Origin of the sequence: Sphingobium sp. TKS, assembly GCF_001563265.1 — a bacterium.
In the GTDB taxonomy this organism is placed as follows: Bacteria; Pseudomonadota; Alphaproteobacteria; order Sphingomonadales; family Sphingomonadaceae; genus Sphingobium.
Genome location: NZ_CP005083.1, coordinates 1,548,939 through 1,568,315 on the forward strand (window position 1 = coordinate 1,548,939; position 19,377 = coordinate 1,568,315).

Consider the following 19,377-nt stretch of genomic DNA (forward strand, 5'->3'; position numbering starts at 1 on the left):
TGCCGGGGCGGGATAGGCTCCGCTCTTTTCCAACCCGCCCAAAAGCGGCTAAGGCGATGGCATGACCGATTTCACAGATGAAGAACTGGCCCTCGATCCGAATTTCGCTGACCGCTTCGAGCAGGGCTTTCGCCCCGCCTGTCAGCTCTATCTGATCTCGCCGCCAGTAATCGAGGCGGGCTTTGTCGAGAGCCTGAAGGCTGCCTTGGACGGAGGCAGCGTCGCGGCTTTCCAGTTGCGGTTGAAGGGTCTGGATGACGACGCCATCGCCCGCGCCGCCGAGCCGCTGCAAAAACTCTGCGCCGAGCGGAACGTCGCCTTCATCATCAACGACAGTATGGCCCTTGCCAAGCGGCTGGGCGCGGATGGGGTGCATCTGGGGCAGGGCGACGGTGATCCGCGAGAGGCTCGCAAGCTGCTGGGGCCGTCGGTGCAGATCGGCGTCACCTGCCATGACAGCCGCCATCTGGCGATGGAAGCGGGCGAGGCGGGGGCGGATTATGTCGCTTTTGGAGCCTTTTATCCGACCATGACCAAGGAAACCCTTCATCGGCCCGATCCGTCGATCCTGGGCTGGTGGACCGCGCTGTTCGAGCTGCCCTGCGTCGCCATTGGCGGGATCACGGCGGACAATGCCGCGCCGCTGGTGAAGGCGGGGGCGGATTTTCTGGCGGTGAGTGGGGCGGTGTGGAACCATCCGGAAGGTCCGCAGGCGGGCGTGGCGGCATTTGGGGCGGTGCTGGCACGGAAATAAAAATCGTGCCGCCGTGCTCCTGCGAAGGCAGGAGTCCAATTCAGGCGTTGCGATAAAGAACCAGCAGCAGGACTGGGCTCCTGCCTTCGCAGGAGCACGGCGGGAAAGCGAGGCAGGCAGCTTTCTCGCACTTTGCGCGTTTCCTCTTCCACAATCGGGAGAGTATCGCTTTGAAAAACCATGCCCTGATCCTCGCGCTGCTATGCTCAGCCTGTAACATGACCATTACGGAAGCGGATGAAAGCGCCCCGTCAAATGCTGCCTCCCATCAACCGAAGCAGGCGGCGCGCCCCGCCGCACCCGCCACCGATCCCTACGCCTTCGTCCTCGTGCCGGAACCGGCAGGGGCGCCGGCGCGGGTTGAGGCCGTGCTCCAGGCGCAGGTGGCGCTCGACCGGGCGGGCTTTTCGCCGGGCGTGCTGGATGGAAAGGAGGGCATGTCCTTCACCAGCGCGCTCAAGGGATTTCAGGAGGCCAGGGGGCTGCCGCAGACCGGGCAATATGATGAGGCGACGGCCAAAACGCTGCTGGGCGAGCGGCCTCAGCCCGCGACATGGCTGGTGAAGATTCCTACAGGGTTCGCCAAGGGACCGTTTTTCGCGGTTCCCAAGGATCTGAACGATCAGGCGAAGCTGCCGGCGCTGGGCTATCGCAATCTGCTGGAGAAGCTGGCCGAGCGGTTCCACACCAGGCCGGAGGTGCTGATGACGCTCAACCGGCCCGATGCCAGGGTCGGCGCGGGCACCACTGTCCGCGTGCCGGCGATCGCGAACCAGCCGGTGGCGCGGATCGAAGGGGATGAGCGGGACTGGGGCGAGACGCTTGCGAGTCTGGGTGTCGCCAAGGAGCAGCCGCAGGCCGACCATATCGTGGTGGACAAATCGGACGGGCTGCTGCGCGCCTATGATGCGCAGAACCGGCTGATCGCGCAGTTCCCCGCCACCACGGGATCGCAGCATGATCCGCTGCCGATCGGAACATGGGAAATCAAGGGGTTGAGCCGCAATCCTGACTTTCACTATAATCCGGACCTGTTCTGGGATGCCTCTTCCACCGACCAGAAGGCGGTGTTGAAGCCGGGCCCCAATGGCCCTGTCGGCGTGGTGTGGATCGACCTCTCCAAACCGCATTACGGCATTCACGGCACGCCCGAGCCGCAGACGATCGGGCGGACGGAAAGCCATGGCTGCATTCGCCTGACCAATTGGGATGCGGCGCGGCTGGCGCAGATGGTGCAGTCCGGCGTCAAGGCGGTGTTCCAGCCATGAGGGCGCGCGGCTGGGCGGGGATCGGGTTTGCCGTCCTGCTCAGCGTGGCCTTTCTGCGGCTGTGCGTGCGGATCGTGCCGGCGGATGGGCCGAGCGAGAGGACGCCATCGCGTCCTGCCGCGGCGGAAGCTGGTGCATTGCTGATCCCGGTGGAGGGCGTTCCGCCGACCGCGCTCACCGACACCTTCACCCAAGCCCGCGCCAACGGCGCGCGGCCGCATGACGCGATCGACATCATGGCGGCGCGGGGCAGGGCGGTATTGGCGGCGGCGGATGGACGGATCGAAAAGCTGTTCTGGAGCGAGGAGGGCGGACGAACCGTTTACGAGCGGTCGTCCGACGGGCGGCATATCTATTATTATGCACATCTGGACGGCTATGCGCCGGGTCTGCGGGAAGGACAGGCGCTCCGGCGCGGGCAGCGGATCGGTACTGTCGGCAGCAGCGGCAATGCCGATCCATCGGCGCCGCACCTCCACTTTGCCGTGCATGAGATGGCGGCGGGCGAGCCATGGCATGGCGGGCGGGCGATCAACCCCTATCCCTTGCTGGCGAAGCCGCGATAGGATGCTCCCTCTTGCCCTTCGGCCCTTCCCGATGTAAGGGCGCGGCCAGCCTCCAGAGGCCGGCTCTTTTCACCTTCAGACATATAGGCAGGCTCTTCCCATGAAGATCAGCGGCGTCGAGATTCGTCCCGGCAACAACATCGAATATGACGGCAGCCTGTGGCGCGCCGTGAAGATCCAGCACACGCAGCCCGGCAAGGGCGGCGCCTATATGCAGGTGGAACTCAAGAATCTGATCGACGGACGCAAGAACAACGTCCGATTCCGCTCCGCCGAGACGGTCGAGCGTATCCGCCTCGACACCAAGGATTTCCAGTATCTCTATGCCGAGGGCGACATGCTCGTCTTCATGGATACCGAAACCTATGAGCAGATCAATTTGCCGCTGGACCTGATCGGTGACGCTGCCGCCTTCCTGCAGGACGGCATGATGGTCATCCTCGAAATGTATGAGGAGCGCCCGATCTCCGTGCAGTTGCCCGAAACGATCGAAGCGACGGTCGTGGAGGCGGACGCCGTGGTGAAGGGCCAGACCGCTTCGGCCAGCTACAAGCCCGCCATCCTCGACAATGGCGTGCGCGTCATGGTGCCGCCGCACATCGTCACCGGCACGCGCATCGTTGTCGATGTGTACGAACGCGAATATGTAAAGCGCGCGGACTAAAAGACAATTCACCCCTCCCTTTCAAGGGAGGGGAAGGGGGTGGGTGGCGAGCGCAGCGAGCCTTCTGCCCCCTCCTTTTTTGAGGGCCGCTTGGGCGGCCGCCCACCCCCGGCCCCCTCCCGCCTGTGGGAGGGGGGGAGAAAGAAAAATGGTTTCCCATTCAGGCCTTCTGACCGTCATGGAACGCGCAGCGCGCAAGGCCGGCTCCAAGCTGCGCCGCGACTTCGGGGAGGTCGAGCATCTGCAGGTGTCCCGCAAGGGACCGGCGGACTTCGTGTCCAAGGCTGACCAGCAGGCGGAAAAGACCCTGGTCGAGGAATTGCAGAAGGCGCGCCCCGATTGGGGTTTCCTGCTGGAAGAGGGCGGGGAAATCGCCGGCGATCCGGGCAAGCCGCGCTGGATCATCGATCCGCTCGACGGCACCAGCAACTTCCTGCACGGCATTCCGCATTTCGCGATCTCGATTGCCGTCGAGGAGCCGCTTTATGGCGGCAAGCGGGAGGTCACCACCGGCCTGATCTACCAGCCTGTCACCGACGAAAGCTATTGGGCGGAAAAGAGCCGGGGCGCCTGGCGGCATGACCAGCGTCTGCGCGTGTCGGCACGGCGGGACATGGGGGAGTGCCTGATCGCGACCGGCATCCCATTCATGGGCCATGGCGATTTTGCCCAGTGGACGCGCATCTTCGGCGCGGTGGCGCCTTCCGTCGCGGGCATTCGTCGCTTCGGCGCGGCGTCGCTCGACCTCGCCCATGTCGCTTCCGGGCGCTATGACGGCTTTTGGGAAAGCGGATTGCAGCCCTGGGATGTCGCCGCGGGCCTGCTGATGGTGCGGGAAGCTGGCGGCTTCGTCTCGGACTTCCGCGGCGGCGACCAGGCAATCGAGCGCAAGGAAGTCATTGCGGGCAACGACGCCATCCACAGCAAATTGCATAAGCTGGTGGCTGGCGCGCTGCGTTGAAGTCACGGTTTTGGTGACGCGATCGGCCCGCTGCAATTGTTGCGAATCATTCTCATGCCTGCGGGCCTTGCTTCGCATATGCAGCGGGCCTAAAGCGCGCCCGTAAATCATTTTCGCCCAGGGGACTCCGTTGGTCGATCTAGCCCAATATCTGCCGATCCTGATCTTTCTCGGGATCGCCTTGCTGCTTTCGAGCGCATTTGTGTTCCTGCCGATGCTCGTGGGGCGCCTGACCGGCTCTCATCAGCCCGACCCGGCCAAGCTCAGCGAATATGAATGCGGTTTCCCCGCCTTTGAAGAACCGCGCAGCCAGTTCGACGTGCGTTTCTACCTCGTCGCCATCCTGTTCATCATCTTCGATCTGGAAGCGGCGTTCCTCTTTCCCTGGGCGGTCAGCCTCGACCAGATCGGCTGGGCCGGCTGGGCGACGATGATGATCTTCATAGCGGAGCTGGTGCTCGGCCTCGTCTATGCGTGGAAGAAGGGAGCACTCGATTGGGAGTAGAACTTGACCGTCCGGTTCCTGGCACGCTGTTGCCGGCCGGCACGCAGCCCGACCAGGATTTCTTCAACGCGCTGAGCAGCGAAGTCAGCGACAAGGGTTTCCTTGTCACTTCGACCGAGGAACTGTTCCAGTGGGCGCGCACCGGCTCGCTATGGTGGATGACCTTCGGCTTGGCCTGCTGCGCGGTGGAAATGATCCACGTCAACATGCCGCGCTATGACATGGAGCGCTTCGGCGCCGCGCCACGCGCCTCTCCGCGCCAGTCGGATGTGATGATCGTTGCGGGGACCCTCTGCAACAAGATGGCTCCGGCGTTGCGCAAGGTTTACGACCAGATGTCCAATCCGAAATATGTGATTTCGATGGGCAGCTGCGCCAATGGTGGCGGCTATTATCATTACAGCTATTCGGTAGTTCGTGGCTGCGACCGCATCGTGCCGGTCGATATTTATGTGCCGGGTTGTCCGCCGACCGCAGAGGCCTTGCTCTACGGCATCATGCAGTTGCAGCGGAAGATCCGCCGGATCGGGACAGTTGAGCGTTAATATGGGTCATTCTGCTCCTAAGATCGCGAACCCAGAAGGGATCGCGCAGGAAATCGCCGGGCTGCTGGGATCGATGCTGGTCGAGACCGTCGACCATGCCGATGAGCTGAGCTTCACCGTCGTGCGCGAAAAGCTGGCCGAGGCGATGATGCTGTTGCGCGACAAGGCGGGCTATCAGCAGCTCATGGAAATCGCCGGGGTCGATTATCCCGATCGTCCCGACCGGTTCGAGGTTTGCTACCATCTGCTCAGCGTCACGCGGAACCATCGCGTCCGTGTGAAGGTGTCGACCGACGAGGATACGCCCGTTCCCACCGTCACGCATCTCTGGCCGGTCGCCGGCTGGCTGGAGCGTGAGGTGTTCGACATGTATGGCGTCATTTTCGAAGGCAATGCCGACCTGCGCCGCATCCTGACCGACTATGGCTTCAAGGGCCATCCGCAGCGCAAGGACTTTCCGCTGACCGGCTATGTCGAGCTGCGCTATTCCGAAGAGGATAAGCGCGTCGTCTATGAGCCGGTGAAGCTGGCGCAGGACTTCCGCAGCTTCGACTTCATGAGCCCGTGGGAAGGCGCGCAATATGTGCTGCCGGGCGACGAAAAGGCTGAGGCCAAGGACCAGGGGAGCAAAGCCTGATGTCCGATTATCTCGAAAAGCTGGATCATAAGGTCGACGCCGCCGACCCGACCTACGGCGACACCGAAATCCAGAACTATACGATCAACTTCGGCCCCCAGCATCCGGCGGCGCACGGCGTGTTGCGTCTGGTCATGGAGCTGGACGGCGAAATCGTCGAACGCTGCGACCCGCATGTCGGCCTGCTGCATCGCGGCACCGAGAAGCTGATCGAATATAAGACCTATATGCAGGCGCTGCCCTATTTCGACCGGCTGGACTATTGCTCGCCGCTCGGCATGGAGCACTCCTACGTTCTGGCCATCGAGAAGCTGCTGAATCTGGAAGTGCCGCTGCGCGCGCAATATCTGCGCGTGTTCTTCGCGGAACTGACCCGCATCTGCAACCACATGCTGAACCTCGGCTCGCACGTCATGGACGTCGGCGCGATGACGCCGAACCTGTGGCTGTTCGAAATCCGCGAGGATTGCCTCAACTTCTTCGAGCGTGCCTCGGGCGCCCGCATGCACTCGGCCTATTTCCGGCCGGGCGGCGTGCATCAGGATGTGCCGCTCAAGCTCTTGACCGACATTGCCGACTGGCTCGACACCCGTCTGCCGCGCCTGTTCGAGGACGCGATGAGCCTGGTGGTCGACAACCGCATCTTCAAGCAGCGCAATGTCGACATCGCCGTGGTGAGCAAGGAAGACGCGCTGAAATGGGGCTTCTCCGGGCCGATGATCCGTGGCTCCGGTATCCCTTGGGATATTCGTAAGGCGCAGCCTTACGACGTCTATGACCGCATGGAATTCGATATTCCGGTCGGCACCAACTATGACTGCTATGACCGCTTCATGGTGCGCGTCGAGGAAGTCCGCCAGTCCGCGCGGATCATGAAGCAGTGCCTCAATGAAATGCCGGAAGGGCCGATCGCCAGCTTCGACCGCAAGGTTTCGCCGCCCAAGCGTGGCGAGATGAAGCGCTCGATGGAAGCGCTGATCCACCATTTCAAGCTCTATACCGAAGGCTTCCACGTGCCCGCTGGCGAAGTCTATGTGGCGACCGAAAGCCCCAAGGGCGAGTTCGGCGTCTATCTGGTCGCGGACGGCTCCAACAAGCCCTATCGCTGCAAGATCCGCCCGACCGCCTTCTCGCACCTTCAGGCGATGGATTTCATGATGAAGGGCCACATGCTGGCCGATACCACCGCTGTCCTGGGCGCCATGGACATCGTGTTTGGAGAATGTGACCGCTAATGGCTGACGCAGTTCATATCCCGGACGAGGCCGAGACCCGCGCGCGCTGGGGCGCGTTCGCGTGGACGGCCGAGAACGCCGAACAGGCGAAGAAGGTCATTGCCCGCTATCCTGCCGGCCGTCAGCAGTCGGCGGTGATGCCGCTGCTCGATCTGGCCCAGCGTCAGGTGGGCGCGGAAACGCAGACGAACGGCTGGCTGCCGGTGCCGGTGATGGAATATATCGCTGACCAGCTCGAAATGCCGTACATGCGCGTTTACGAGGTCGCGACCTTCTACACCATGTACAACCTCGCGCCGGTCGGCCGCTATCATGTGCAGGTCTGCGGCACGACGCCGTGCATGCTGCGCGGCTCGGACGATGTGTTTTCGGCCTGCAAGAACAAGGGTCTGGTCAAGGGCGGCACGACCCCCGACGGCCTGTTCACGCTGAGCGAGGTCGAGTGTCTGGGCGCCTGCGCCAACGCGCCGATGGTCCAGATCAACGACGATAATTTCGAAGACCTGACCTATGACAGCATGAGCGCGATCCTCGACGATCTCGCCGCTGGCAAGCAGCCCAAGATCGGGCCGCAGATCGATCGCCAGACGAGCTGCCCCGAAGGCGGGCCGACCACGCTCAAGGAGATGGTCAACGGCAACCATGATTATCGCGAGGAATGGGCATGAGCGACGTGATTGCGCCTCTCAGCGACAAGGATCGCATCTTCACCAACGTCTATGGCTTCCAGGATTGGGGCATCGACGCGGCGATCAAGCGCGGCGATTGGGACAATACCAAGAAGCTGCTGGAAATCGGCCAGGACGAAATCATCGAGCGCATCAAGGCGTCTGGCTTGCGCGGTCGTGGCGGCGCGGGCTTCCCGACCGGCATGAAGTGGAGCTTCATGCCCAAGGAAAGCAAGGATGGCCGTCCGAGTTTCCTGGTCATCAACGCCGACGAATCCGAGCCGGGTTCGTGCAAGGACCGCGAAATCATCCGCCACGATCCGCACAAGCTGATCGAAGGCGCGCTGGTCGCCGGTTTCGCGATGCGGGCGCGGGCCGCCTATATCTACATCCGCGGCGAGTTCATCTATGAGGCGAAGGTCCTCTTCGCCGCCGTCGAACAGGCCTATGAAAAGGGCTTCCTTGGTAAGAATGCGTGCGGTTCGGGCTATGATTTCGACGTCTTCGTCCATCGCGGCGCGGGCGCTTACATCTGCGGCGAGGAAACCGCGCAGATCGAGAGCCTGGAAGGCAAGAAGGGCCAGCCGCGTTTGAAGCCGCCTTTCCCGGCGGGTGCGGGTCTTTATGGCTGCCCGACCACGGTGAACAATGTGGAATCCATCGCGGTCGCGCCGACGATCCTGCGCCGTGGGTCCGAATGGTTCTCCAGCTTCGGCCGCGAGAATAACAAGGGCACCAAGCTCTTCCAGATCAGCGGCCACGTGAACAAGCCCTGCGTCGTCGAAGAGTCGATGGGCATCAGCTTCAAGGAACTGATCGACCGGCATTGCGGCGGCATTCGCGGCGGCTGGGACAATCTGCTGGCGGTGATCCCCGGTGGGTCTTCGGTGCCGCTGGTGCCAGCGCGTGAGATCATGGACGCGCCGATGGATTTCGACGGGCTGAAAGCCGTGGGGTCCGGCCTTGGTACCGCCGCTGTTATCGTCATGGACAAGTCGACCGACATCGTCCGCGCCATTTCGCGCCTGTCCTATTTCTACAAGCATGAGAGCTGCGGCCAGTGCACGCCCTGCCGCGAAGGCACCGGCTGGATGTGGCGCGTGATGGAACGGCTGCGTTCGGGCGATGCCGATATCAGCGAGATCGACATGCTCCAGCAGGTGACCAAGCAGGTCGAAGGTCACACCATCTGCGCGCTCGGCGACGCGGCGGCCTGGCCGATCCAGGGCTTGATCCGGCACTTTCGTCCGGAAATCGAGCGCCGGATCAATGAAAACAAGGGTAGCGCCCCCGTCATGGAGGCAGCGGAGTAACCATGCCGAAGGTCAAAGTAGACGGCGTAGAACTCGAAGTTCCGGCGGGCGCCACTGTCCTCCAGGCCTGCGAGCTGGCGGGGAAGGAAATACCCCGTTTCTGCTATCATGAGCGGCTGAGCATCGCGGGCAATTGCCGCATGTGTCTGGTCGAAGTGAAGCCTGGACCGCCCAAGCCGCAGGCGTCTTGCGCATTGCCCGCCGCCGAAAATCAGGAAATCTTCACGCAGACCGAGATGGTCAAGAAGGCGCGCGAAGGGGTGATGGAGTTCCTGCTCATCAACCACCCGCTCGACTGCCCGATCTGCGATCAGGGCGGCGAATGCGACCTTCAGGACCAGTCGGTTGCTTACGGCAAGGGCACGAGCCGCTTCGACGAGAATAAGCGCGCCGTCACCGAGAAATATATGGGTCCGATCGTCAAGACGGTCATGACCCGTTGCATCCAGTGCACCCGTTGCGTGCGCTTTGCCGAGGAAGTCGCGGGCGTGCCGGAAATCGGCGCCATCTATCGCGGCGAGAATATGCAGATCACCACCTATCTCGAACATGCCGCGAAAAGCGAGCTGTCGGGCAATGTGGTCGATCTCTGCCCGGTGGGCGCGCTGACGTCCAAGCCCTATGCGTTCGAAGCGCGTCCGTGGGAGCTGAAGAAGACCCATGCGATCGACGTGATGGACGCGGTCGGCACCAACATCCGCCTCGACAGCCGTGGCCGTCAGGTGCTGCGTGCCGTGCCGCGTATCAATGACGACGTGAACGAGGAATGGGCGAGCGACAAGACCCGGCACAATGTCGACGGTCTGGTTCGCAAGCGTCTCGACAAGCCCTTTATCCGCAAGGACGGCAAGCTGGTTCCGGCGACCTGGAACGAGGCTTTCGTGGCGATTGCCACCGTCAAACATGGCGGTTCGGTCGCGGCTCTGGCCGGTGATCTGCTCGACTGCGAGACGATGTTCGCGGGTAAGGCGCTGGTCGAGAAGCTGGGCGGTAACCTGCTCGAAGGTCGTCAAACCGGCCTTGCCTATGATGTGTCGAGCCTGTCGGCGGTGAACTTCAACACGACGCTGGCCGGTCTGGAGACCGCTGACGTGATCCTGCTGGTTGGCACCAATCTGCGCTGGGAAGCGCCGCTGGTGAACACCCGCATCCGCAAGGCGATCAAGAAGGGCGCGAAGGTCTTCGCCCTCGGCCCGCAGGTTGACCTCACCTATAAGGTCGAATGGCTGGGTAACGACGCGTCGCTGCTCGCCAAGCTGCCGCAAGCGGTGGTCGAAGCGTTCGGTAAGTCGGCCCGTCCGGCGATGATCGTCGGTGGCGGCGTGCTGGCCAAGGACGGCGCGCATGGCGATACGCTGGCGCTGGTCGAGACGCTGGGTCTGATCAAGGACGGCTGGAACGGCTATAATGTCCTGCACTTCGCGGCGGCGCGCATGGGCGGGCTGATGCTCGGCTATGCGACGCAGGGCGGCATCAAGGCGGTGGCGGCGGCCAAGCCGAAGCTGCTTTTCTCGCTCGGCGCGGACGAGGTCGATTATTCGGCGTTCGAGGATAGCTTCAAAGTCTATGTCGGCCACCATGGCGACAAGGGTGCCCATGCGGCGGACGTGATCCTGCCGGGCGCGAGCTATGCCGAAAAGGCTGGCACCTATGTCAATCTGGAGGGCCGGGTGCAGCGTGGCGAAAAGGCCGTGTTCGCGCCGGGCGATGCCCGCGAGGACTGGTCGATCCTGCGTGCCCTGTCGGAAGTGCTGGGCGCGACCCTGCCGTTCGACAGCTTCGAAGCGCTGCGCGCCGAAATGGCCAAGGCGGTTCCGGCGCTCGGCGTTGAGGGTCTGGCTGACTATGGCTGGCCAAAAGACCTCAAAGACTTGCCGTCGCTGCCGACTGGCGCCACCGGCGAGTTCGGTTCGCCGATCAAGGATTTCTACCTGACCAACGCCATCTGCCGCGCCAGCCCGACGATGCAGCAATGCTCGGCCGAGCTGATCCATGGTGTGACCTTCGCGGAGGCCGCAGAGTGACCGCTTTCTTCAATAATCTGGGCCTGCCCTATGAAGGGGCGTGGCTGCTTTCGACGATCATCGGCATTTTGCTGATCGCACTGCCGCTGATGTTGGCGGTCGCGATGATCATCTATGCCGACCGCAAGATCTGGGCGGCCATGGCGCTGCGCCGCGGCCCGAACGTCGTGGGTCCCTTCGGCCTGCTCCAGTCCTTCGCGGACGGCGCCAAGGTTTTCCTCCAGGAAACCATCATCCCGTCGGCGTCCAACCGCGCACTGTTCCTGATCGCGCCGATCATCACCTTCACGGTCGCGCTGATGGCCTGGGCGGTGATCCCGTTCCAGGTGGGCGTGGTGCTGGCGAACATCAATGTGGGGCTGCTCTACATTCTCGCGATCAGCTCGCTCGGCGTGTACGGCGTGGTGCTGTCGGGCTGGGCCTCCAACTCCAAATATCCCTTCTATTCGGCGATCCGCGCCAGCGCGCAGATGATCAGCTATGAAGTCTCGATCGGCTTCATCCTGATCTGCGTCGTCCTCTGGGCCGGCAGCTTCAACCTGACCCAGATCGTCGAGAGCCAGAAGGGCTATTATGGCTTCCTGAACGGTAACGGCTTCAACCCGCTGCTCTTCCCGATGGCGATCATGTTCCTGATTTCGGCCATGGCGGAAACGGCGCGCGCGCCCTTCGACCTCACCGAAGCGGAATCCGAACTCGTCGCGGGTTACCAGACTGAATATTCGTCCATGGCCTTCGCGCTGTTCTGGCTGGGCGAATATGCGAACGTGATCCTGATGTGCGCGCTCAACGCGATCCTGTTCTGGGGTGGCTATCTGCCGCCATTCGACTGGGCGCCGCTTTATTATGTGCCGGGCATCCTTTGGCTGTTGGCCAAGATTCTGTTCTTCTTCTTCGTCTTCTCCTGGGTGAAGGCGACGGTGCCCCGCTACCGTTATGATCAGCTGATGCGGCTGGGCTGGAAGATCTTCCTGCCGACCTCGCTGCTGTTCGTCTTCCTGGTTTCGGGCTTCCTCATGTTCACGCGTTACGGAGGCGCTCAATGAGCCTCGGATACTACGTAAAATCCTTCACCCTCTGGGAGTTTGTGAAGGCGCATTGGCTGACCTTGAAATATTTTTTCAAGCCCAAGGCGACCATCAACTACCCTTATGAGAAGAACCCGATCTCGCCGCGGTTCCGGGGAGAGCATGCGCTGCGCCGCTATCCCAATGGGGAAGAGCGCTGCATCGCGTGCAAGCTGTGCGAGGCGATCTGCCCGGCGCAGGCGATCACCATCGAAGCGCAGCCGCGCGACGACGGCAGCCGCCGGACGACGCGCTACGACATCGACATGACCAAGTGCATCTATTGCGGCTTCTGTCAGGAAGCCTGCCCGGTGGATGCGATTGTCGAGGGTCCGAACTTCGAATTCGCCACCGAAACGCGCGAGGAGCTGATCTACGACAAGGCCAAGCTCCTTGAAAATGGGGACAAGTGGGAGCGGGCGATTGCCGCGAACCTTGCCGCCGATGCACCCTACCGTTAAGCCGCAGCCGCCCAAGGGGAACATGGTCCTGTGATTCACGTGCTTGCCTTTTATCTGTTCGCCACGCTGGTGGTGTGCAGCGGCGCGCTGACGATCCTGTCGCGCAATCCGGTTCATTCGGTGCTGTGGCTGATCCTCGCCTTCTTCAACGCGGCGGGCCTGATGGTCCTGCTGGGCGCCGAATTCATCGCGATGCTTCTGGTCATCGTTTATGTCGGCGCGGTCGCCGTGCTGTTCCTGTTCGTCGTCATGATGCTTGATATCGATTTCGCCGAGCTGCGCGCCGGTTTCGTCGATTATCTGCCCTTCGGGCTGCTGATCGCGCTGGTGCTGCTGGCCGAGATCGTGCTGGGTATCGGCCTGTGGAGCGCCGGTCCCATCGAGCTGGCGCAGCGCGCCGCGCCGGTGAACCCGGAACTTAGTAACATTCAGGCGATCGGCGGGCTGCTCTACACCCGTTACATCTTCCTGTTCGAAGCGGCGGGCATCGTCCTGCTGGTCGCGATGATCGGCGCCATCGTGCTGACCCATCGTGCCCGTGGCGGCGTGCGTGGCCAGAATGTCGCGAAACAGAACCGCCGCCGTCCGCAGGATGCCGTGCGGAACGTCAATCAGCCCGTCGGGCAGGGGGTGGAGCTGTGATCGGCCTTCAGCATTATATGGTGGTCAGCGCGATCCTCTTCGTGATGGGCGTGCTGGGCATCTTCATCAATCGTAAGAATGTCATCATCATCATGATGGCGATCGAGCTGATCCTCCTCAGCGTGAACATCAACCTTGTCGCCTTTAGCGCTTTCCTTGGCGATCTGGTGGGTCAGGTCTTCTCGATGTTCGTGCTGACCGTCGCGGCGGGTGAGGCAGCCATTGGCCTTGCCATCCTCGTTATTTACTTCCGTGGTCGCGGCACCATCGCCGTCGACGATGTCAACCGGATGAAGGGCTAAAGCTCGATGATCCAGCTTATCGTCCTTCTCCCGTTGCTGGCTGCTGCCATCGCCGGTCTTGGCAACAAGGCCCTTGGCAAGCTGCCCGCGAAGATCGTCACCACCGGCGCGCTTTTTGCCTCCTGCGCAATGAGCTGGCCGATTTTCCTGAGCTTCGTGACTGGCCATGCTGAGCCCTATGTCGCGCCCGCCTTCACCTGGATTCAGTCGGGCAGCTTCGATGCTCAGTGGGCGCTGCGCGTCGACACCATGACCGCGGTCATGCTGGTGGTCATCACCAGCGTGTCGAGCCTCGTCCACCTCTATAGCTGGGGCTATATGGAGGAGGAGCCGGATCAGCCGCGCTTCTTCGCCTATCTGTCGCTTTTCACCTTCGCGATGCTGATGCTCGTGACGGCGAACAATCTGTTGCAGATGTTCTTCGGCTGGGAAGGCGTCGGTTTGGCATCCTATCTGCTGATCGGCTTCTGGTTCCGTAAGCCCTCGGCCAATGCCGCCGCGATCAAGGCGTTCGTCGTCAACCGCGTTGGTGACCTTGGCTTCATGATGGGCATTTTCGGTACCTATCTGGTGTTCAACACCATCTCGATCCCGGAAATCCTGGCCGCCGCGCCGTCCATGGCCGGTTCGACCATCGGCTTCCTCGGTCATCGTTTCGACACCATGACCGTGCTCTGCCTGCTGCTGTTCATCGGCGCGATGGGTAAGTCGGCGCAGCTGGGCCTCCACACCTGGCTGCCGGACGCGATGGAAGGCCCGACCCCGGTGTCGGCGCTGATCCACGCGGCGACCATGGTGACCGCGGGCGTGTTCATGGTGTGCCGCCTGTCGCCGATGTTCGAAACTTCGCCGACGGCATTGCATTTCGTCACCATCATCGGCGCGGCCACCTGTCTGTTCGCGGCGACCGTGGGCACCGTGCAGAACGACATCAAGCGCGTCATCGCCTATTCCACCTGTTCGCAGCTCGGCTATATGTTCTTCGCGGCGGGCGTCGGCGCCTATGGCGCGGCGATGTTCCACCTCTTCACCCACGCCTTCTTCAAGGCGCTGTTGTTCCTTGGCGCCGGTTCGGTCATCCACGCGATGCACCATGAGCAGGACATGCGTTACTATGGCGCGCTCAGGAAGGAGATTCCGATCACCTTCTGGACGATGACGTTGGGCACGCTGGCCATTACCGGCGTAGGCCTGCCGCTCGTTGGCGTCGGCTTTGCGGGCTTCTATTCGAAGGACGGCATTCTCGAAGCGGCCTATGCTTCGGGCGGTGCGGGTGTGGGCGCCTATCTGGTCGGCGTCTTCGCGGCGCTGCTCACCAGCTTCTACAGTTGGCGTCTGGTGTTCCTGACCTTCTTCGGCAAGCCCCGCTGGGCCGCTTCGGAGCATATCCAGCATGCGGTCCACGGCCATCATGAGACGCCGGAAGAAGAAACCGAGCATGACGGCCATGGCCATCATGACGAGCATGGGCATGAGCTGACGGGCACGGCGGGCTATCATCCGCATGAAAGTCCCTGGGTCATGCTGGTGCCGCTGGTGGTGCTGAGCCTTGGCGCGGTGTTCGCGGGCTTCCTGTTCCATGACCAGTTCATAGGGCCGGAAGGCGGCATCGAGTTCTGGAAGGGCGCGATCGCGTTCGACAGCCACCTGATGCACGCGAGCCATGAAGTGCCGACCTGGGTCAAGTTCGGTCCGTTCACGGTGATGCTGACCGGTCTCGTGATCGCCCTGCTGGCCTATCTCAAGTTCACCGACTGGCCGCGTCGCTTCGTCGCGACCTTCGGCGCTCTCTACCAGTTCCTGCTCAACAAATGGTATTTCGACGAGCTGTACCACTTCCTGTTCGTCAAGACTGCCTTCGCCATCGGCCGCTTCTTCTGGAAGTTCGGTGACGTGGGCTTCATCGACCGCTTCGGGCCTAATGGTCTGGCTGCGCTGGTCGTGCAGGGCAATAAAGTCACCCGTCGGCTTCAGTCCGGCTACCTCTACACTTACGCGCTGGTGATGCTGATTGGCCTCGCCGCAGCCGCAACCTGGGCGATGACACGATAATGGACGGCTTCCCCATCCTTTCCCTGATGATGGCAGTGCCGATGGCGGGGGCCATCGCCTGTCTCTACTCGGGCGCCAGTCAGGCGCGCCTGATCGCGCTGGTGGCGACACTGGTCGATCTGGTGCTGGGCGTCGTGCTTTGGGCGCATTTCGACCAGTCGGGCACCGCCGCGCAGTGGCAGTTCCAGGAATATGCGCCGATCTTCGGGCGCTTCGCCTGGGCGCTGGGCATTGACGGCATCGCGCTGGTGCTGATCATGCTGACCGTCTTCCTGATGCCGATCTGCATCGGGGCGAGCTGGCACGCGATCGAAAAGCGCGTCGGCGAATATATGGCGGCGTTCCTGTTCATGGAGGTGCTGATGATCGGCGTCTTCACGGCGCAGGATCTCTACCTCTTCTACATCATGTTCGAAGCCGGCCTGATCCCGATGTATCTGATCATCGGCATCTGGGGTGGCGCGGATCGTATCTACGCTTCATACAAATTCTTCCTCTACACGCTGCTCGGCTCGGTGCTGATGCTGATCGCGATGATGTGGATGGTGCATGACGCGGGCACGACCGACATCCCGACGCTGATGGCCTATAATTTCGACCCGAAAATCCAGATCTGGCTGTGGCTGGCCTTCTTCGCCAGCTTCGCGGTGAAGATGCCGATGTGGCCGGTCCATACCTGGCTGCCCGACGCGCACGTTCAGGCGCCGACCGCCGGTTCGGTCATTCTGGCGGGCGTGCTGCTGAAAATGGGCGGCTATGGCTTCATCCGCTTCTCGCTGCCGATGTTCCCGGAAGCCTCGGCGCAGTTGGCGCCGCTGGTCTGGGGTCTGTCGATGGTCGCGGTGGTCTATACCAGCCTCGTCGCCCTCGTTCAGTCGGACATGAAGAAGCTGATCGCCTACTCGTCGGTCGCGCATATGGCGATCGTCACCGTCGGTCTGTTCGCCTTCAACCAGGCGGGCATCGAAGGCGCGATGATGGTGATGCTGGGCCATGGTCTGGTGTCGGGCGCGCTCTTCCTGTGCGTCGGTGTCATCTATGACCGCCTGCACACCCGTGAGATCGCCCGTTATGGCGGCCTCAGCATCAACATGCCGAAATATGCGGTGCTGTTCATGCTGTTCACCATGGCGTCGGTCGGTCTGCCCGGCACCAGCAACTTCGTCGGGGAATTCCTGTCGCTGATGGGCATTTACCAGGCGTCGAGCTGGGTGGCGCTGGTCTGCACCACGGGCATCATCCTGGGCGCGGCCTATATGCTCTATCTCTATCGCCGCATCTGCTATGGCGACCAGAAGAATGCCGACGCGGCGGCCATGCCCGACCTGTCGATGCGGGAAGTCTGGCTGCTGGCGCCGATCGCTGCGGCGGTGCTGTGGATGGGCATCTATCCGGAAAGCTTCCTCAGCCCCATGCGTTCCGACATCCGCGCGCTCGAAGCGCGCATCGCCTCCGCCGCTCCGGCGGGTGATTCCAGGATCAAGATGGGTCCGGTGCTTCCGGGTGCTGAGGCTCATCATGAACCTGCCGCTGCAATATCCCATGAAAAAGCGTCGGGGGAGGCGCACTGATGATTGATTCCGCTTCCCTTCTGGCGGTCCTGCCGGAGCTGGTGCTGACGGCCGGTGGCCTGATCCTGCTGCTGATCGCGGCCTATGGCGGCGATGGCACGACCCGGCTGATCAATTGGCTGTCGGTCGCCACGCTGGCGATTGCCGGGCTGACGCTCTCGACCTCGCTGGCCCATGGGCCGGTGGCCTTTGACGGGCTGGTCCGGGCTGACGCCTTCTCGGTCTTTGCCAAGGCGCTGATCTACGGCGCGGCGGCGGCGGCGATCCTGCTGGCGCCTCGCTACTTCATCACTGGCGGCGCCCTGCGTCCCGAATATCCGATCCTGATCCTCTTCGCCGCCATCGGCATGGGGATGATGGTGTCGGCGGGCGACATGCTGACGCTTTATGTTGGCCTCGAAATGAACAGCCTTGCCTCCTATGTGCTGGCGAGCTTCATGCGGCAGGACGAGCGTTCGTCCGAAGCGGGCCTCAAATATTTCGTGCTGGGGTCGCTGGCGAGCGGCATCCTGCTTTACGGCATTTCGCTGCTTTACGGCTTCACCGGCGGCACCGGCTTTGACGGCATCGCGGTCGCGCTGGGCGACGGCGTGTCGAAGGGCGAGCTGTTCGGCCTGGTGTTCGTGCTGGCGGGTTTGGCGTTCAAGATCAGCGCCGTACCGTTCCATATGTGGACGCCCGACGTCTATGAAGGCGCGCCCACGCCGGTCACGACCTTCTTCGCCAGCGCGCCCAAGGTCGCGGCCATGGGCCTGACCGTCCGCGTGGCGATCGAGGCGCTGGGTCCGGCGGGGCTGGACTGGCAGCAGATCGTGATCTTCGTGGCGCTGGCCTCGATTCTCTTCGGCGCGGTCGCGGCCATCGGCCAGACCAACATCAAGCGCCTGATGGCCTATTCGTCGATCAACAATGTCGGCTTCGCGCTGATCGGCCTGGCGGCGGGCACCCCCGCTGGCGTGGCCGGGACGATGAGCTACATGGCGATCTATGTCGTGATGACCATCGGCGCTTTCGCCTGCATCCTGCAAATGCGCGATGCGGATGGCCGTCCGGTCGAGACGATTGCGAGCCTTGCCGGTCTGTCGCGTTCGCGCAAGGGTCTGGCGGCGGCGCTGGCGATCTTCATGTTCTCCATGGCCGGTATCCCGCCGCTCTTCGGCTTCTGGGCGAAGTTCCTGGTGTTCGATGCGGCGGTGGCGGCAGGGCTGACGGCGCTGGCCGCCTTCGGTATCGCGGCCTCCGTGATCGGCGCCTTCTATTATCTGAAGGTCATCAAGACGATGTATTTCGACGAACCCGCTGACGCCTATGAAGCGCGCGGCGGGGCGGTCGAAAATGTCATCCTGACGGCCTGCGCCGTGGTGATCGTCTTCGGCTATCTGCTCAACCCGATGCTCGACAAGGCGAGCGCTGCGGCAGCGGCGGCGTTGTTCTGACCGATCTTCGCTTCGTTGAGGAGACTGGCTCCACCAATGCCGACATGCTGGCGTTGGTGGAGCAAGGCGTTTCAGAGGGCTGCTGGCTGCGCGCAGGACGCCAGACCGGCGGGCGGGGGCGCATGGGGCGCAATTGGGAAAGCCCCGACGGCAATCTCTATTGTTCGACGGTGATCCGCCTGCGGGCGGGCGATCCGCTGCCGCATACGCTGGCGCTGGTGGCGGCCAATGCCGTTCATGCGCTGGTGGCGCCGCTTTGCGCGGGTCAGGCGCGGATCAAATGGCCCAATGATGTGCTGGTCGATGGCGCGAAGATCGCCGGCATCCTGCTGGAGCGGGCTGGCGATGCCATCGTCGCGGGGATCGGCATCAATGTGACGGGGCATCCGGTCGGGCTGGATCGTCCGGTGACGAGCCTCTTCGCGCAGGGCGCGTCGGACGTTGACGCAGCCGCCTTGCAGGCGCGGCTGGCGGAACTGTTCGCGCACTGGCTGGCGATCTGGCGGGTGCAGGGGCTGGATCCGGTGCGGACGCATTGGCTGCTCAACGCTCATCCCACCGGTACGCCGATGCGGGTGGTGCAACCCGATGGCGAGACGATCGAGGGAGCCTTTGATACGCTCGACCGGCAGGGCATGCTGATCCTGCGCTTGGCGAATGGGCAGAGCCGTGCCATTCATGCCGGCGACATCCTTCTCATCTGATA

At 62.7% G+C, this 19,377-nt stretch carries 19 protein-coding genes and 1 pseudogene; all 20 read left to right on the plus strand.

Annotated features, from left to right (window positions below; translation table 11 throughout):
* Nucleotides 1-61 precede the first annotated feature (61 nt).
* Nucleotides 62-754: a thiamine phosphate synthase gene (gene thiE / locus K426_RS07835; protein WP_066555731.1), complete on the plus strand. Its 693-nt coding sequence runs from the start codon at nt 62-64 to the stop codon at nt 752-754.
* Between the two features lie 170 nt (nt 755-924).
* Complete coding sequence (locus K426_RS07840; RefSeq protein WP_066555734.1) at nt 925-2,022, plus strand: L,D-transpeptidase family protein; 1,098 nt, start codon at nt 925-927, stop codon at nt 2,020-2,022.
* Complete coding sequence (locus tag K426_RS07845; RefSeq protein ID WP_066555736.1) at nt 2,019-2,588, plus strand: M23 family metallopeptidase; 570 nt, start codon at nt 2,019-2,021, stop codon at nt 2,586-2,588. Before K426_RS07840 ends, K426_RS07845 begins: the two co-directional genes overlap by 4 nt.
* A 100-nt stretch (nt 2,589-2,688) precedes the next feature.
* Nucleotides 2,689-3,252, plus strand: coding sequence for an elongation factor P (gene efp, locus K426_RS07850; RefSeq protein WP_066555738.1), 564 nt, complete (start codon nt 2,689-2,691; stop codon nt 3,250-3,252).
* Nucleotides 3,253-3,400: 148 nt separating this feature from the next.
* Nucleotides 3,401-4,213 carry an inositol monophosphatase family protein gene (locus tag K426_RS07855; RefSeq protein ID WP_066555739.1) on the plus strand — a complete coding sequence of 271 codons (813 nt, stop codon included), beginning with the start codon at nt 3,401-3,403 and terminating at the stop codon, nt 4,211-4,213.
* A 130-nt stretch (nt 4,214-4,343) separates the two neighbouring features.
* On the plus strand, nt 4,344-4,718 hold the full coding sequence (locus tag K426_RS07860) for an NADH-quinone oxidoreductase subunit A (RefSeq protein ID WP_066555740.1): 375 nt from the start codon (nt 4,344-4,346) through the stop codon (nt 4,716-4,718).
* Nucleotides 4,709-5,263, plus strand: coding sequence for a NuoB/complex I 20 kDa subunit family protein (locus tag K426_RS07865; protein ID WP_066555741.1), 555 nt, complete (start codon nt 4,709-4,711; stop codon nt 5,261-5,263). The genes K426_RS07860 and K426_RS07865 overlap by 10 nt, the downstream gene beginning before the upstream one ends.
* Nucleotide 5,264: 1 nt before the next feature.
* Nucleotides 5,265-5,876 (plus strand): annotated as a pseudogene (locus K426_RS07870) (NADH-quinone oxidoreductase subunit C); the annotation flags it as partial.
* Nucleotides 5,877-5,899: 23 nt separating this feature from the next.
* Nucleotides 5,900-7,135 carry an NADH-quinone oxidoreductase subunit D gene (locus K426_RS07875; RefSeq protein ID WP_066555745.1) on the plus strand — a complete coding sequence of 412 codons (1,236 nt, stop codon included), beginning with the start codon at nt 5,900-5,902 and terminating at the stop codon, nt 7,133-7,135.
* Entirely contained in the window at nt 7,135-7,803 is a 669-nt protein-coding gene (gene nuoE, locus K426_RS07880) for an NADH-quinone oxidoreductase subunit NuoE (RefSeq protein ID WP_066555747.1), read from the plus strand. Before K426_RS07875 ends, nuoE begins: the two co-directional genes overlap by 1 nt.
* Nucleotides 7,800-9,116, plus strand: a complete 1,317-nt coding sequence (gene nuoF, locus K426_RS07885; protein WP_066561509.1) for an NADH-quinone oxidoreductase subunit NuoF — start codon at nt 7,800-7,802, stop codon at nt 9,114-9,116. The genes nuoE and nuoF overlap by 4 nt, the downstream gene beginning before the upstream one ends.
* Before the next feature lie 2 nt (nt 9,117-9,118).
* A complete protein-coding gene (gene nuoG / locus K426_RS07890) occupies nt 9,119-11,140 on the plus strand; it encodes an NADH-quinone oxidoreductase subunit NuoG (protein WP_066555749.1) in 2,022 nt (673 codons plus the stop codon).
* Nucleotides 11,137-12,186, plus strand: a complete 1,050-nt coding sequence (gene nuoH, locus K426_RS07895) for an NADH-quinone oxidoreductase subunit NuoH (protein ID WP_066555750.1) — start codon at nt 11,137-11,139, stop codon at nt 12,184-12,186. Before nuoG ends, nuoH begins: the two co-directional genes overlap by 4 nt.
* Nucleotides 12,183-12,668, plus strand: a complete 486-nt coding sequence (nuoI, locus tag K426_RS07900; protein WP_004211738.1) for an NADH-quinone oxidoreductase subunit NuoI — start codon at nt 12,183-12,185, stop codon at nt 12,666-12,668. Before nuoH ends, nuoI begins: the two co-directional genes overlap by 4 nt.
* A 30-nt stretch (nt 12,669-12,698) precedes the next feature.
* Nucleotides 12,699-13,310, plus strand: coding sequence for an NADH-quinone oxidoreductase subunit J (locus K426_RS07905; protein WP_066555751.1), 612 nt, complete (start codon nt 12,699-12,701; stop codon nt 13,308-13,310).
* Nucleotides 13,307-13,612 carry an NADH-quinone oxidoreductase subunit NuoK gene (gene nuoK, locus K426_RS07910; RefSeq protein ID WP_066555752.1) on the plus strand — a complete coding sequence of 102 codons (306 nt, stop codon included), beginning with the start codon at nt 13,307-13,309 and terminating at the stop codon, nt 13,610-13,612. Before K426_RS07905 ends, nuoK begins: the two co-directional genes overlap by 4 nt.
* Nucleotides 13,613-13,618: 6 nt before the next feature.
* Nucleotides 13,619-15,664, plus strand: a complete 2,046-nt coding sequence (nuoL, locus tag K426_RS07915) for an NADH-quinone oxidoreductase subunit L (protein WP_066555754.1) — start codon at nt 13,619-13,621, stop codon at nt 15,662-15,664.
* Nucleotides 15,664-17,235, plus strand: coding sequence for an NADH-quinone oxidoreductase subunit M (locus K426_RS07920; RefSeq protein WP_066555756.1), 1,572 nt, complete (start codon nt 15,664-15,666; stop codon nt 17,233-17,235). Before nuoL ends, K426_RS07920 begins: the two co-directional genes overlap by 1 nt.
* Nucleotides 17,235-18,671: an NADH-quinone oxidoreductase subunit NuoN gene (gene nuoN / locus K426_RS07925; RefSeq protein ID WP_066555758.1), complete on the plus strand. Its 1,437-nt coding sequence runs from the start codon at nt 17,235-17,237 to the stop codon at nt 18,669-18,671. The genes K426_RS07920 and nuoN overlap by 1 nt, the downstream gene beginning before the upstream one ends.
* Entirely contained in the window at nt 18,668-19,375 is a 708-nt protein-coding gene (locus K426_RS07930; RefSeq protein ID WP_082748473.1) for a biotin--[acetyl-CoA-carboxylase] ligase, read from the plus strand. The genes nuoN and K426_RS07930 overlap by 4 nt, the downstream gene beginning before the upstream one ends.
* Nucleotides 19,376-19,377: the final 2 nt, after the last annotated feature.

What these genes read in the sequence shown, in the direction of transcription:
- thiE (WP_066555731.1), top strand. Translation starts at nt 62, where the DNA reads ATGACCGATTTCACAGATGAAGAACTGGCCCTCGATCCGAATTTCGCT.
- nuoE (WP_066555747.1), top strand. Translation starts at nt 7,135, where the DNA reads ATGGCTGACGCAGTTCATATCCCGGACGAGGCCGAGACCCGCGCGCGC.
- K426_RS07875 (WP_066555745.1), top strand. Translation starts at nt 5,900, where the DNA reads ATGTCCGATTATCTCGAAAAGCTGGATCATAAGGTCGACGCCGCCGAC.
- nuoG (WP_066555749.1), top strand. Translation starts at nt 9,119, where the DNA reads ATGCCGAAGGTCAAAGTAGACGGCGTAGAACTCGAAGTTCCGGCGGGC.
- nuoN (WP_066555758.1), top strand. Translation starts at nt 17,235, where the DNA reads ATGATTGATTCCGCTTCCCTTCTGGCGGTCCTGCCGGAGCTGGTGCTG.
- K426_RS07920 (WP_066555756.1), top strand. Translation starts at nt 15,664, where the DNA reads ATGGACGGCTTCCCCATCCTTTCCCTGATGATGGCAGTGCCGATGGCG.
- nuoI (WP_004211738.1), top strand. Translation starts at nt 12,183, where the DNA reads ATGAGCCTCGGATACTACGTAAAATCCTTCACCCTCTGGGAGTTTGTG.
- K426_RS07855 (WP_066555739.1), top strand. Translation starts at nt 3,401, where the DNA reads ATGGTTTCCCATTCAGGCCTTCTGACCGTCATGGAACGCGCAGCGCGC.
- K426_RS07845 (WP_066555736.1), top strand. Translation starts at nt 2,019, where the DNA reads ATGAGGGCGCGCGGCTGGGCGGGGATCGGGTTTGCCGTCCTGCTCAGC.
- nuoF (WP_066561509.1), top strand. Translation starts at nt 7,800, where the DNA reads ATGAGCGACGTGATTGCGCCTCTCAGCGACAAGGATCGCATCTTCACC.
- efp (WP_066555738.1), top strand. Translation starts at nt 2,689, where the DNA reads ATGAAGATCAGCGGCGTCGAGATTCGTCCCGGCAACAACATCGAATAT.
- nuoL (WP_066555754.1), top strand. Translation starts at nt 13,619, where the DNA reads ATGATCCAGCTTATCGTCCTTCTCCCGTTGCTGGCTGCTGCCATCGCC.